General features: G+C 70.5%; 9 protein-coding genes, 1 pseudogene and 1 riboswitch. Of the genes and pseudogenes, 5 read left to right on the top strand and 5 right to left on the bottom strand.

The window, feature by feature from the left end; translation table 11 throughout:
• A pseudogene (locus tag ACH4K4_RS10655) lies at positions 1-1,130 on the bottom strand (hypothetical protein); the annotation flags it as partial.
• 273 nt (positions 1,131-1,403) lie between these two features.
• Here ACH4K4_RS10655 and ACH4K4_RS10660 point away from each other — a divergent pair.
• On the top strand, positions 1,404-1,571 hold the full coding sequence (locus tag ACH4K4_RS10660) for a hypothetical protein (protein WP_398166337.1): 168 nt from the start codon (positions 1,404-1,406) through the stop codon (positions 1,569-1,571).
• Here ACH4K4_RS10660 and ACH4K4_RS10665 read toward each other — a convergent pair.
• A complete protein-coding gene (locus ACH4K4_RS10665; RefSeq protein ID WP_398166339.1) occupies positions 1,566-2,822 on the bottom strand; it encodes a serine hydrolase domain-containing protein in 1,257 nt (418 codons plus the stop codon). The two genes, ACH4K4_RS10660 and ACH4K4_RS10665, sit on opposite strands and share 6 nt — an antisense overlap.
• Before the next feature lie 268 nt (positions 2,823-3,090).
• Here ACH4K4_RS10665 and ACH4K4_RS10670 point away from each other — a divergent pair, with 268 nt between their 5' ends.
• Together ACH4K4_RS10670 and ACH4K4_RS10675 are read left to right on the top strand one after the other, a co-directional pair.
• On the top strand, positions 3,091-4,005 hold the full coding sequence (locus ACH4K4_RS10670) for an aminoglycoside phosphotransferase family protein (protein ID WP_398166340.1): 915 nt from the start codon (positions 3,091-3,093) through the stop codon (positions 4,003-4,005).
• Positions 4,006-4,174: 169 nt separating this feature from the next.
• Positions 4,175-5,299: an alpha/beta hydrolase gene (locus tag ACH4K4_RS10675; RefSeq protein ID WP_398166342.1), complete on the top strand. Its 1,125-nt coding sequence runs from the start codon at positions 4,175-4,177 to the stop codon at positions 5,297-5,299.
• A 22-nt stretch (positions 5,300-5,321) separates the two neighbouring features.
• On the opposite strand, the gene ACH4K4_RS10680 is transcribed toward ACH4K4_RS10675, so the two are convergent.
• The gene (locus ACH4K4_RS10680) at positions 5,322-6,053 is read right to left on the bottom strand and encodes a GNAT family N-acetyltransferase (RefSeq protein ID WP_398166343.1); all 732 of its coding nucleotides are present in this window, start codon (positions 6,051-6,053) and stop codon (positions 5,322-5,324) included.
• A gap of 344 nt (positions 6,054-6,397) precedes the next feature.
• Here ACH4K4_RS10680 and ACH4K4_RS10685 point away from each other — a divergent pair, with 344 nt between their 5' ends.
• The gene (locus ACH4K4_RS10685; protein ID WP_398166345.1) at positions 6,398-6,751 is read left to right on the top strand and encodes a hypothetical protein; all 354 of its coding nucleotides are present in this window, start codon (positions 6,398-6,400) and stop codon (positions 6,749-6,751) included.
• A 66-nt stretch (positions 6,752-6,817) separates the two neighbouring features.
• Here ACH4K4_RS10685 and ACH4K4_RS10690 read toward each other — a convergent pair whose 3' ends face one another.
• Positions 6,818-7,990 (bottom strand): NlpC/P60 family protein, encoded by a 1,173-nt coding sequence (locus tag ACH4K4_RS10690; protein WP_398166347.1) that lies wholly within the window; start codon positions 7,988-7,990, stop codon positions 6,818-6,820.
• A 7-nt stretch (positions 7,991-7,997) separates the two neighbouring features.
• Positions 7,998-8,221: riboswitch (cyclic di-AMP (ydaO/yuaA leader) on the bottom strand.
• Between the two features lie 261 nt (positions 8,222-8,482).
• On the opposite strand from ACH4K4_RS10690, the gene pcrA reads away from it, so the two are divergent.
• Entirely contained in the window at positions 8,483-10,960 is a 2,478-nt protein-coding gene (gene pcrA, locus ACH4K4_RS10695; RefSeq protein ID WP_398166348.1) for a DNA helicase PcrA, read from the top strand.
• A 71-nt stretch (positions 10,961-11,031) separates the two neighbouring features.
• On the opposite strand, the gene ACH4K4_RS10700 is transcribed toward pcrA, so the two are convergent.
• Positions 11,032-12,642 carry a peptidoglycan DD-metalloendopeptidase family protein gene (locus ACH4K4_RS10700; RefSeq protein WP_398166349.1) on the bottom strand — a complete coding sequence of 537 codons (1,611 nt, stop codon included), beginning with the start codon at positions 12,640-12,642 and terminating at the stop codon, positions 11,032-11,034.
• Positions 12,643-12,708 lie beyond the last annotated feature (66 nt).

Below are 12,708 nucleotides of genomic sequence, written 5' to 3' on the forward strand. Positions count from 1 at the left end.
GCGGTACGGCCGTCGATGGCCGCCGAGGAGTAACTGAGCCCCAGCTTGGGCTTGAGATCGCCCGGAACCGACGGCACCTCCATCGGGTACGACCAGGAGAAGGCGCCCGCGTTGCCGCCCGCCTTCCAGGAGCCCGAGGGAGAGAGCGGTGTCGCCTTGAAGTCGCCTTCGCCGCCGGACGGTGCGGCCGTCGCGGCGAGAACGGTTGCCGCGGAGGCGTGGACGGACATCGTCCGCATCTGTGGGGCCTTGCCCCCGGCGTCCTCGTCGGCCCGTTCGTCGGGGGACCGGTGGTCCTCCGCCACGGCGACGTCGGCGGTCACGGTGCCGTTCTTGGGGTCGTTGTGCGTCACCAAGGGTGTCGCGGTGCGGCAGCCGTCCTTGTCCGGTGTGGTCAGCACGCATGCGGGCAGCTGTACCAGTTGGAGCCGTGCGCCCCAGTTGGCGCCGTACGCGTCACGGAAAGCGTTGTAGTCGAGCTGCACCGAGGCGCGGCCGGCCTTCTTCCCGCCGTCGCTGCGGTTGATGCTGAGCAGGACGCCGTCGATGCCCGCTCGTGCGGTGCTGTCACGGTCGGCCAACCGCACCTTGACCTTGGAGGGGTGCTCCGTACCCTCGGCCTTCAGGTCAGCGGACCTGCGTATGCGGCCGTTCTTTTGTGTTGAAGCTTCGCCGGAATCGCCGCCGACAGCCGGAGCGATCTTTACGGGGAGGTTGCCGGCAGCGGTGTACGGAACTGCCTGGCCCGAACGGCTCAGCGAGGCGGTTTTCACGGACGCCGTGCCGTCGTTGCCGAGGTTGACCTCGCTCTCCCCGCCCTTGGGCCAATTCACCTTGGGTGGCGTCCACGGGTTCTTGTCCGTGTCGCTGAGGGGAGTGGGCGCGGTCTTCGTCAGCGGAGAGCCCGTGACGGAGGACGTCTCCTGCACGGGGCGGAGCTTGAAGTCCTTGGCGGCGGCGGTGGCGAGTTCGCTCGGGAGCAGCGAGACGATCATGGTGCTCGCGAGCAGGATGCCCGAAGCGGACGTGACGCGCTTCCACTTCTCGCGGCCGCTGGGCGTGTGTCGGTCTTGAGCTTGTTCGTCCGGTCTGTGACGGAAGCTCAGGGAGCGCGCTCTAGGGCGCAGCATGGTGTCCCCCTGGTCGTACTGGATGAGTGCCTCGAACTGAGGCGAAAGGGGGACGATAGGTAGTTGATCACTTACAGAGCAATAATTTGTAGTGGCCAACCGTTAAATGTGACTAGGCTGTTATGTCGGCATCTGCGCCTTATAAAGAGAGTGTAGGATGCGTGGTTCAGTCAGGTGCACCTCCAAGTGGGGGGCTGGCCCTCTCGTTTCCGAGGGTGCCGGGCGGGAGAGTCGAGATGACTCTCACCGGACCCGGCTCCACGGAGGAACCCCATGAAAGCTCTGCTCTGGTTGCTGCTTGTCGGTTGCCTGTTGGCCAACGTGTTCGTCAGCCTGGTGGTTGGGGACGGGGTGCAGCGCGTTCTGTTGAGCGTGGTGAGTGGCATCGGGGTGATCGGTGCCGGTACCGGGTTGTGGCTGACCCGGGAGCGACGTTCATGATGTCGGAGGCGTCGGCAGTGCCGGTGTCCGCTTCGGGGTGGTGCTGCACAGGGCCTGGGCGTAGAGGTCTTCCTTGGCGTAGTCGATCGGGTGCAGCTTCGGCGCGCCGTTCGCGTCGAGTTCGTTGTAGCGGGTCAGGTTCGTGCCGAGGGAGAACTGCCGGCTGCCGTCCGCGCTGGACAGGGACATGGTCTCGGAGCCCGGGACCATTCCGTTGTGGCCCCAGAACTGCCCGCACGGCCAGTCCCACGACAGCAGGCCGAGGCCGTACCGCATGCCCGGGGTGCCGGTCGGCACCGTCGTCTTCATCTGGCGCAGTTCGGCCTGGCCGATCAGTTTGCCGGTGAGCAGGGACCGGTAAAAGCGGTTGAGGTCGTCCATGGTCGAGACCAGCGAACCGGCGGTGCCCGCCCAGGACATGTCGTAGACGCTGAACTCGCGCGGTGGGTCGAACAGCCCGAACAGGGCCTCGTACATCTTGGAGTGCGGTCCGGTCAGGCGGGCCGAGCGCGGGAAGTACGTGTGCCGCAGCTCGGCCTTGCGTATGACGTGGTCGGAGATGTACTTCTCCGGTGCCTGGCCGGTGACCTTCTGGAGCAGCAACCCGGCCAGTACGTAGTTGGTGTTGGCGTAGTGGTGGGCCTCGCCGGGCTTGCCCGTCGGGGGCGCCGCCAGGGCCAGGCGGACCAGTTCGCGCGGGTCCCACCGGTGGAGGCGCTGGGTTTCCAGGTCCTCCGGCTTCTTCCAGAGCGCGTAGGCGTAGTCGGCGATGCCGCTGGTGTGATTGAGCAGCATCCGTACGGTGATCTTGCGGCCGCGCTCGCCGGGGACGAGGTCGGGCAGGTAGCGGCCGATCGGCGCGTCGAGTTCGATGCGGCCCTGGCCGACCTGCTGGAGCACGGCGATGGCGGTGAAGGTCTTGGTGACGCTGCCTATCCGGTGCTGGAGCTGTGGCGTCGCGGGGCGGCCGGTCTTGACGTCGGCGACGCCCGAGGCGCCCTGCCAGGACGCGGCGCCGTCCCGTACGGCCGAGTAGGCGCCGGGCATGCCCGCGTCGTGCAGCTTCTCCAGCGTCCGGGCCAGGGCCTCGCGGTCCAGGCCGGTGTGGTGTGCGGCAGCTGTCGCGGCCGGGGAGGAGGGGGCGGCGGGCGCGGCGGTGGCGGCGGTCGCCGGTGCGAGCAGGGCGAGTACGACGGCTGTGCCGGTCGCGGCCAGTCTCGTCCGGCGGCGGCTCGTGGCGGACAGGGGCATGGTGCGTCTCCGTGAGGTCGTGACCGGTGGCTCGCGCGGAGCCGGCGGTGGGCGGATGTTCGGATTCGAGCGATCTTTCGCCGACTTCGATGTTCCCGGCCGCGCAGCCCCCGGGCATCAGCCTTGGGGACGGGTTCGTTCACACGTTCGTGTGACGCATGTCAGGTTTAGAGCAATGGCTGACGCTGGCCGGGCAGCGGTCGGTGTCGCCCGGCAACGCTCGGAAAATCGTTGGCCCTTGGCGCCACCCAGCGGTGACACTTCCGGCGTGACGCTTCACGAGAACGAAATCCCCGTCGACGAGACGCTGGTTCGGTCCCTGCTGAAGGCACAGTGTCCGGAGTTGGCCGACCTGCGGCTGTCGCCCGCGGGCGCCGGCACGGACAACACCATGTACCGACTGGGCGACGACCTGCTCGTACGGCTTCCGCGTACCGCCGGCGCGGCGCGGTCCGTGCGCAAGGAGCAGGAGTGGCTGCCCCGGCTGGCGCCCCTCCTCGCGTGCGCGGTCCCCGAGCCCGTCCACGCCGGGACGCCCACCGGCACCTTTCCTGTGGCCTGGTCGGTCTACCGATGGATCGACGGTGACGAAGTCCGCCAGGACACCGTCCGGGACTGGGCCGCTTTCGGAGCCGACCTGGCGGCGGTCGTGAGGGAACTCCATGGCATTGATCTCATGGGCGCGACTCGCGCAGATGGCCTCGGTTGGTACCGAGGAGGCAGCCTGGGACCGTGCGACGAGTGGGTCGGCGGATGCCTCGACGACTGCCGGGCCGTCGTGGGTTCCGCACTCGACATCGACACTCTCGGACGGCTGTGGCGAGACGCGCTCGCCCTCCCCGGGCCCTCCGGACCGCACGTGTGGCTCCACGGCGACCTCAAGCCGTCCAACCTCCTGGTCCGCGACGGCAAGCTCCACGCAGTCATCGATTTCGGAGCCCTCTCGGTCGGTTTTCCCGACGCCGAGCACGCCACGGTCTGGGACCTGCCACCACAAGCACGACCGGCCTACCGGGACACCCTGGACCTCGACGGCCTGACCTGGGCCCGCGCCCGCGCCTGGGCGATCGCGGTGGGCGTCAGCGGACTCTCGTACTACCGGCACACCTTCCCCGCCTTCGCCGCCGAGTGCCGGGCCCGGCTTGAGGCCGTCCTCGCCGACGCCGCCGCGCGCGGGCTGTGACCCATACCACACCTTGCGCGCCAGGTGAAGAACCTGCGGAAAGAAGGCCCCGCGAGGCGCAACCAGGGCGTGTCGTATGACCATCTAATGCCTCGGAGAGGCTCGCTGCCGACGGCAGGGCCAGAACCACGCCCACGTCGCCTGACCTGTCCTGGAAGCGAGATCCCCGATGAGCCTGACGGGCACGCCCTTCTTCCTCACTGTGATCGCGCTGCTGGTCCTCGCGGTCGTGCTGCCGTTCGCGCTGTGGAGCCGCGTGCGCGGCCCGAAGGTGGTGCGGGCGGTGTCGCGCTTCGCCATGCTGCTGTTCGCGCAGGTCGCCGCGGTCACGATGGTGTTCGTCGTGGTCAACAACGCCAACAGCCTCTACGACAACTGGGACGACCTGCTCGGCACGTCCGACCACGTCGAGGCCGCCAAGGACCTCGGGCCCGACGGCATGGGCGGGCTGCAGGCGAAGGACGCGCCCAAGCAGCTCGCGAAGTTCGGGCCGCCGAAGGACCCGGTGGTCGGCCAGGGCGTCCAGGAGACCGAGTTCAAGGGGCGGATCTCCGGGGTGAGCGGCGAGGTGTACGTGTGGCTGCCGCCGCAGTACAACGACCCCGCGTACGCGGACAAGAAGTTCCCCGTCGTCCAGCTGCTGCCCGGTTTCCCCGGCTCGGCCAAGTCCTGGCTGGGCACGCTCAAGGTCGCCGAGCAGGTGAAACCGCTGATGCAGCAGGGCAAGGTCAAGCCGTTCATCCTGGTCGCGCCGCGGACCACGCTCCTGGGCAACGTGGACACCGGCTGCGTCAACCTCCCGGGCAAGGTCAACGCCGACAGCTGGCTGTCCGTGGACGTACGCCAGATGGTGATCGACAACTTCCGGGCCGCGGACAAGGCGGACTCCTGGGCGGTGGCCGGCTACTCGGCCGGCGCGCACTGCGCGACGAAGCTGGCGCTGGCCCACCCGGACCGCTACCGCGCCGGCGTCGGCCTCTCCGGCTTCAACGACCCGGCCATCGAGCCTGCCTCGCTCGCGGGCCAGGACCCCAAGCTGCGCGTCGAGAGCAACCCGGTCAACATCCTGAAGACCGCCAACAAGGCGGGCAAGCCGCCACGTACCGCGCTCTTCATCTCCGGGGCCGCCGGGGACGGGTTCGAGGCCGGGCTCAACCTCAAGCAGCTCTCCAAGAAGCCGACGACGGTCAGGGTGAAGCTGATCCCGCCGGGCGCGGGCGGCCACGGCACGGCCGTGTGGAAGAACCAGATCCCCGAGGTCTTCCGGTGGCTGAGCGGCGTGGTCAAGCCCTGACGGCGGGCGGCGCCCGACCGCTTCAGGGCCTCGGGGGCGAGGGGATGCGGGCGGCCGTGAGCGGGGCGTGGTACTGCCAGCCCAGTGAACGGTAGAGGGGGCGCCCTTCGGGGCTGGCCACCAGGATGCCGTGGACGGCGCCCAGCCGGACGGCGTGGGCCGTGAGGGCGCGCATCAGGAGGCTGCCCAGGCCGCGGCGGCGGTGCGCCCGCGCGGTGTTGATCTTGTCGTAGACCGCCGAGGGGGGCGCGGAGGCGTGGGTGAGCGCGGCCCGGCCCCACGCGGCCGGCTCGCCGGTGGCCGCGTCCAGGACGCGGCAGTCGATGATGCCGGTGCCGTCCTTGTCGGCCGTCTCGACCGTGTAGCCGGGCGGCGGCGCCACCGGACCGGCGGACGCCGGCAGGGCGGCCGACATCAGGAACTGGGGCTCGACGAACTCCCAGGCCGGGGGCAGGAGCGGCGCGATCTCCGCGCGCGGGGCGCAGACCTTGATCCACAGGTTGGGGACGGTGATCGAGGCGGCGAGGTCCCGCAGGAGACCGCGGTCCGCGACGGGGAGGACATAGCGGCCCGCGTGCTCCGGGAGGCCGATGTCGATGCGGAAGCCGCCGGGGACGGCGAGGGGGGCCGCGGTGCCGCGGCAGCGGGTCCAGCCGTGCACCCAGGTCCGGACGAGGTCCTGGTGGGCGGCGGGGAGGGGAGTGGAGTGCGAACCGGCCGTGTCTATAGGGGGGTTGTCTATAGGGAGGCTCATGCGGCCGATCTTACGGCGGGCCGCTGTACGGGTGGATGGGTCCGGCGGCGGCCCGTAACAGGGGGAGCGGGCCGCCGCCTTTCCTCTCGGCGGGGGCGGCCGACGACCGCCGGGGCGGAATCCGGCGGCGGTGGGGAGTCGGCCGCCTGATTGAGGACGCTAAACCTCGGCGACCCCGAAAGGGGAACGGTTGCCGGGCATTGCCCGCTTTCGGTGTTCCGGTGAGCGCGGATGACCGCGGCGGGATGCGTTCGGGAGGTGTCGGGTACGGGCTCCGACCGATGCGCCGGAAGAGGCGTACCTGAGTGCGGAGCGGTGATATGGGAGGGCTACGATCCACCACTATGGACGTAGTAACCAAGGTCTTCGTGGGCCTGCACATCATCGGCATCGCGTCGCTGCTCGGCGGCTTCCTGACCCAGATGAAGCCGATGAGCGCGGGCACCGCCCGCTTCACGCCGGCCATGCTGCACGGCGCGCTGACGATGCTGGTGACCGGCGTCGCCCTGGTCGGCCTCAACCAGGCCCAGGACCACTCGCTCGACAACGTCAAGCTGGGCGTCAAGCTCGCCGTACTCGTGGTGATCCTGGGCCTGGTCTACGTGAAGCGCGACGAGGAGAAGGTGGACAAGCCCTTCTTCCTGGCGGTGGGGCTGCTGACGGTGGTCAACATCTTCATCGCGCTGCTGTGGACGTGACCGGTTCCGGCAGATCCTGACCGGCCGCGGGGCAGTCACGCCCCGCGGCCGTGTGGGGTGTACGGGTTACGCGGGCCGTACGCTCCCGTAGATCGGCATGTAGTAGATCGACTCCACCCGCACGCTCGCGCCGGGCTTCGGGGCGTGGATCATCTTGCCGTCGCCGATGTACATACCGACATGGCTGATGTCGTTGTAGAAGAACACCAGGTCACCGGGCTTGAGGTCCTTGGTCGCCACCCGGTCGCCCGCCTTCACCTGATCCCAGGTGGTACGCGGCAGGGACACGCCCGCCGCCTTCCAGGCCGCCTGCGTCAGGCCGGAGCAGTCGTAGGAGTTCGGGCCGGTCGCGCCCCACACGTACGGCTTGCCCATCTGGGCGCGCGCGAACGCGAGGGCCTTGGCGGCCTTGCCGGAGTACGAACCGTCGTCGGTCCGGCCGCCGCCGGAGCCGCCGTCCGGTGTCCCGGAGCCGGTGCCCTGGCCCGGGCCGTCGTGCCGCTCGCGGTCCGCGCGTTCCCTGCGCTCCTTCTCGGCCTGCTTGCGCGCCAGCTCCTCGGCCTTGCGCTTGGCCTCGGCCTCCTTCTTGCGCTCCAGCTCCGCCAGCCGCGCCTTCTCCTGGGCGGTCAGCCGCGACAGCAGCTGCCGGGCCTCGGCCAGCTTGTCCTGGACGTCCTTCTTGGACTCCTTCAGGGACGTCTGCGTCTCGGTGAGCCGCTCCAGGCTCCGGGACGCCTCGGCGCGCTGCCGCCCGGCCGCGGCCTGCTGCTCCTGGTAGTCGGCGACGGCCTGCTGCTGCCTGCCGGTCAGTCGGTCCATGAGGTGGCTGCGGTCGGCGAACTGCTGCGGATTCTGCGCGAGGAGCAGCTGCGCGGTCGGGCTCAGACCGCCGGTGCGGTACTGGGCCGAGGCGTAGACGCCCAGCTCGCGCCGGGCGTCGTTCATCTTCTGGGTGCGCCGGGCGGACTCGTCCAGCAGCCGGTCGACGGTGCCGCGCTGCCGGTCGGCCCGCTCCTTGGCGCCGTTGTACTTCTGTGTCGCCACTTCGGCCTGGCGGTACAGGTCGTCGACCTTCTGCTTGACCTCTTCGACGGTCGGTGCGGGCTGCCGTGGCGCCGCCTCGGCGCTCTGCGAGAGCAGGGTGACGGAGGCGAGGGCGGCGGTGGTGAGCCCGGCGGCCGTACGGCGGCTTCCGGGCGAGGCGAGTATGCGGGGACGCGGCTTGCGGTGTGACACCAAGGCCGGCGACTCCTTCCGTGGACCGCCTACCGGGTTAGCTGTCAGGTTCGGGCGTACGGAAGGGTGCCCTACGGGCCGTACGGCCGCGGGAGAGGTCCTGGGGTGGTGCCCCGGGTGGTGCTCCGAGGCGCCTCTCGTCGTCGCCGTACCGGCCCGATTCACCTCGGTGGTACGTGTGGGTCCCCGGCTCCGGGTGCCTCGCGGCAGGGCCGGACTCGGCGGGGGCGGCCCGTGCGGACGCTGTCGACCGCGGGGACGCGGGCTGCCCGAGCGAGCACGGTAGCCAACCCGTGTGGCTCCTGTGAAGGCTGATGTTCGATATGCCCGAAACCTTTTCGTTATCTGGTCGAGTCCGGGACGTGTCTTGGGCCACTTCTGTCCGTACGGGGCCGTGGTTGCGGTGCGGTCCCGTACGGGGGCGTGCTAGCTCACACGGCCGGTTTTCCCGGTACGGGCCGGGCTGTCAGTGCGGCGGCCTAGACTCGGTGGGCGATGAGCAGCCTCTTTGACGACAGCTTCCTGGCGGACCTCGAACCCACGGGTGAGGGGCCCCCGCCGCCTCCCGAGGACGAGGACGGTCCGGCACAGGAGGAGATCCCGGCCGACCTGTTCGGCGGGCGCTTCGACGTGCCCGGCGGCCTCCCGCACGCCGTCGGCCCGGGCCGCGACCCGTACTACCGCGACGGCGCCCCCCGCCCCGCAGTGGATCCCGCCGCCCTCCTGGAGGGGCTCAACGACCAGCAGAAGGCCGCCGTGGTGCACACCGGCGGCCCGCTGCTCATCGTCGCCGGCGCCGGCTCCGGCAAGACCCGCGTCCTGACGCACCGCATCGCGCACCTGCTCGGCGCGCGCGGTGTGCACCCGGGCGAGATCCTCGCGATCACCTTCACCAACAAGGCCGCGGGCGAGATGAAGGAGCGCGTCGAGGAGCTGGTGGGCCCCCGGGCGAATGCCATGTGGGTCTCCACCTTCCACAGCGCGTGCGTGCGCATCCTGCGCCGCGAGTCCAAGAAGCTGGGCTTCACCTCGTCCTTCTCGATCTACGACGCGGCCGACTCCAAGCGCCTGATGGCCCTGGTCTGCCGCGACCTGGACCTCGATCCCAAGCGGTTCCCGCCCAAGTCCTTCAGCGCCAAGGTCTCCAACCTCAAGAACGAGCTCATCGACGAGGAGACCTTCGCGGACCAGGCGGCTGACGGGTTTGAGAAGTCCGTCGCCGAGGCGTACCGGATGTACCAGGCCCGGCTGCGCGAGGCCAACGCCCTGGACTTCGACGACATCATCATGACCACCGTCAACCTGCTCCAGGCGTTCCCCGATGTCGCCGACCACTACCGCCGCCGCTTCCGGCATGTCCTCGTGGACGAGTACCAGGACACCAACCACGCCCAGTACACCCTGGTGCGGGAGCTGGTGGGACCGGCCGAGACCGCCGGCGAGCTGTGCGTGGTCGGTGACGCGGACCAGTCGATCTACGCGTTCCGCGGCGCCACGATCCGTAACATCCTCCAGTTCGAGGAGGACTACCCGGACGCCACGACGATCATGCTGGAGCAGAACTACCGCTCCTCCCAGACGATCCTCAGCGCCGCCAACGCCGTCATCGAGCGCAACGAGAACCGCCGCCCCAAGAACCTGTGGACGGACGCCGGCGAAGGCCCCCGCATCACCGGGTACGTCGCCGACACCGAGCACGACGAGGCGCAGTTCGTCGCCGACGAGATCGACCGGCTGACCGACGCGGGCGACGCCAAGGCGGGCGACGTCGCGGTCTTCTACCGCACCAACGCCCAGTCCCGCGTCTTCGAAGAGATCTTCATCCGCGTCGGCCTGCCCTACAAGGTCGTCGGCGGCGTGCGCTTCTACGAGCGCAAGGAGGTCCGCGACGTCCTCGCGTACCTGCGCGTCCTCGCCAACCCGGAGGACACCGTCCCGCTGCGCCGCATTCTGAACGTGCCCAAGCGCGGCATCGGCGACCGCGCCGAAGCCATGATCGACGCGCTGTCCGCCCGCGAGAAGATCACCTTCCCGCAGGCGCTGCGCCGCGTCGACGAGGCGTACGGCATGGCCGCGCGCTCCGCCAACGCCGTCAAGCGCTTCAACACGCTCATGGAAGAGCTGCGCACCATCGTCGAATCCGGCGCGGGCCCCGCCACCGTCCTGGAAGCGGTCCTGGAGCGCACGGGCTATCTGGCCGAGCTCCAGGCATCCACCGACCCGCAGGACGAGACCCGCATCGAGAACCTCCAGGAACTGGCCGCCGTCGCCCTGGAATTCGAGCAGGACCGCGGCGAAGAGAACCCGGGCACCCTCGCCGACTTCCTGGAGCAGGTCGCGCTGGTCGCCGACTCCGACCAGATCCCGGACGAGGACGAGGAAGGCTCCGGCGTCATCACGCTCATGACGCTGCACACCGCCAAGGGCCTGGAATTCCCCACCGTCTTCCTGACGGGCATGGAGGACGGCGTCTTCCCGCACATGCGCGCGCTCGGCCAGACCAAGGAGCTGGAGGAGGAGCGGCGCCTGGCGTACGTGGGCATCACGCGCGCCCGCGAGCGGCTCTTCGTGACCCGCTCGACGATGCGCAGCGCCTGGGGCCAGCCGTCCTACAACCCGCCGTCGCGCTTCCTGGAGGAGATCCCGGAGCAGTACGTCGACTGGCGGCGCACGGGCCCCGCGACGCCCTCCGCCTCCATGGGCGCGCTGACGGGCACGGGTGGCGGCGGCTTCGGCTCGGGGCTGTCCTCGTCGCGTACGAAGGCCGGGCCGAGCGGCTTCGCGACCCGGCGCGCCAAGGACCGCGAGGTGGTCTCGCTGGCGGTCGGCGACCGCGTCACGCACGACAGCTTCGGGCTGGGCTCGGTCGTCGCGGTCAAGGGCAGCGGCGACAACGCGGAGGCGACGATCGACTTCGGCGGCGAGAAGCCGAAGCGGCTGCTGCTGCGTTACGCGCCGGTGGAGAAGCTCTGACGGAGCGCCGCTGAACCGAAACCGTCCGGCGCCCTGGGGGCGCCGGACGGATTGGCCGTCTGCTGGGCCGGTCAGTTCGGGTTCAGGCCGTGGCTGCGCAGCCACGGCAGCGGGTCGACCGCCGAGCCGCCGCCGGGCCGCACCTCGAAGTGCAGGTGGGGGCCCGTGGAGTTGCCGGAGCTGCCCGAGTAGGCGATCTGGTCGCCGGCCTTGACCTGGCCCGACCGGATCTTGGTGCTGCTCAGGTGGCAGTACCAGGTCTCGGTGCCGTCGGGGGCGGTCACGATCGCCATGTTCCCGTAGGCCGGGTTCCGCTGGGTGCGGACGGTGCCGTCCGTGGCGGCCATGACGGGCGTGCCGTAGCCGACCGGGAAGTCGATGCCGGTGTGCACGGACATCCAGTTGACGCCCGCCTGCCCGTACAGGGCGCTCAGCCCGTGCTGCGCGACCGGCAGCGCGAACTTGGGGCGCATGGCCTCCTTGCGCGCCGCTTCGTCGGCCTTGCGCTTCTTCTCCGCGGCCTGCCGGGCCTTGAGGTCGATGCGCTCCTGCGTACGGCTGGCCCGGTCGGCGAAGTCGTCGGCGCCGGCGCTGAGGCTGGCGAGCTGGGTGTCCAGCTTGTTGTTGGCCGCGGCCTGCTGTACGGCTCCGGAATCCCCGGCGGCCTGGGTCGTCGTAGCGTCCTTGGCGCCGTTCTCGGCGCCGCTGGTGACGGAGGCGGCGGCCACCGCGCAGACGCCCATGGCGGCGACGGAGGGCACCGCGACGGTCAGCAGCGCGGAGCGCTTGGCCGTACGGCGGCGGCCGCGGCCGGAGGAGCCGCTGCCCTGGGACGCGCGGCGCGAACGGGAGGCGCGCGGGCCGGGTCCCGCGTCCGCGGCGGAGCCGGCTGCGGGGGTGGCGTCGGCGGCGTCGGGGGAGATGCCGTCGAAATCGGCGGTGATCGCCGGCGTGGTCTGGGTGAGGGCCTCGGCGATGAAACGGTTGTCCACCGCGTCAGCGTTCGAGGGCGCCTCGAATGCCCCGTACGGGGACTCGTACTGATCGTTCGGGGGCGCGTACCCGTACTGGTCCGGGGCGGCCCAAGTCATGGTTTCCCACTGGTCGGTGGCGCCCGGATCGTACGCATAGTCACCGGTCTGCGGGGGGCCCGCCTGCGCCGGGATGCCGGCGATCAGGTCGCTGTCCACGGCCTCCCAGACCGCGGTGGCCTCGTAGCCGTTGGCGCCGCTCGGGCCGTCGGTCCCGCTCGGGCCGTCGGCCCCGTAGGCGCCGGTGTCGTACGCCGTGTGGGAGTACGGGTCGTAGGCCGTCTCCGGCTGTGCGCCCGAAGCGTGCGCGCCGGAGTTGAACGTTCCGGTGGCGTAGGTGTCCGCGGGGTGGGTACCCGCGTCGTAGCCGCCGGTGTCGTACGCGCCGGTCGGATACGCGGCCGTGGCGTAGGCATCGGTGCCGTACGGGGCGGTGTCGTACGCGGTCGCGCCGTACGCCGCGCCGTCGTGCGCGCCGGGGGCCTGGTGGCCGGGGGCGGCGCCGAAGAACGCGTCGTCGCCGCCGTATCCGGCGTGGCCGACGTGGGTGTCCTGGTGCCCGAAGGACTCGTAGGCGGGGTAATGCGCATACGAGGCATCGGTGGAGGGGACGGCCGGAGCAGGGGACTCCGGTGAGTGACGGTCGTTCACCACCACTTCTCTTTCGCCTCGGCAGCAGGAGAATTAGCGGCGACTGTACCCGGCGGTACGTGACGG

The sequence above is a fragment of the Streptomyces sp. NPDC017529 genome (genome assembly GCF_044329785.1).
In the GTDB taxonomy this organism is placed as follows: domain Bacteria; phylum Actinomycetota; class Actinomycetes; order Streptomycetales; family Streptomycetaceae; genus Streptomyces.

Excerpts from the sequence above, each read along its gene's own strand:
- ACH4K4_RS10685 (WP_398166345.1), top strand. The coding sequence starts at position 6,398 with ATGGACGTAGTAACCAAGGTCTTCGTGGGCCTGCACATCATCGGCATC.
- ACH4K4_RS10665 (WP_398166339.1), bottom strand. The coding sequence starts at position 2,822 with ATGCCCCTGTCCGCCACGAGCCGCCGCCGGACGAGACTGGCCGCGACC.
- ACH4K4_RS10680 (WP_398166343.1), bottom strand. The coding sequence starts at position 6,053 with ATGAGCCTCCCTATAGACAACCCCCCTATAGACACGGCCGGTTCGCAC.
- ACH4K4_RS10660 (WP_398166337.1), top strand. The coding sequence starts at position 1,404 with ATGAAAGCTCTGCTCTGGTTGCTGCTTGTCGGTTGCCTGTTGGCCAAC.
- pcrA (WP_398166348.1), top strand. The coding sequence starts at position 8,483 with ATGAGCAGCCTCTTTGACGACAGCTTCCTGGCGGACCTCGAACCCACG.
- ACH4K4_RS10675 (WP_398166342.1), top strand. The coding sequence starts at position 4,175 with ATGAGCCTGACGGGCACGCCCTTCTTCCTCACTGTGATCGCGCTGCTG.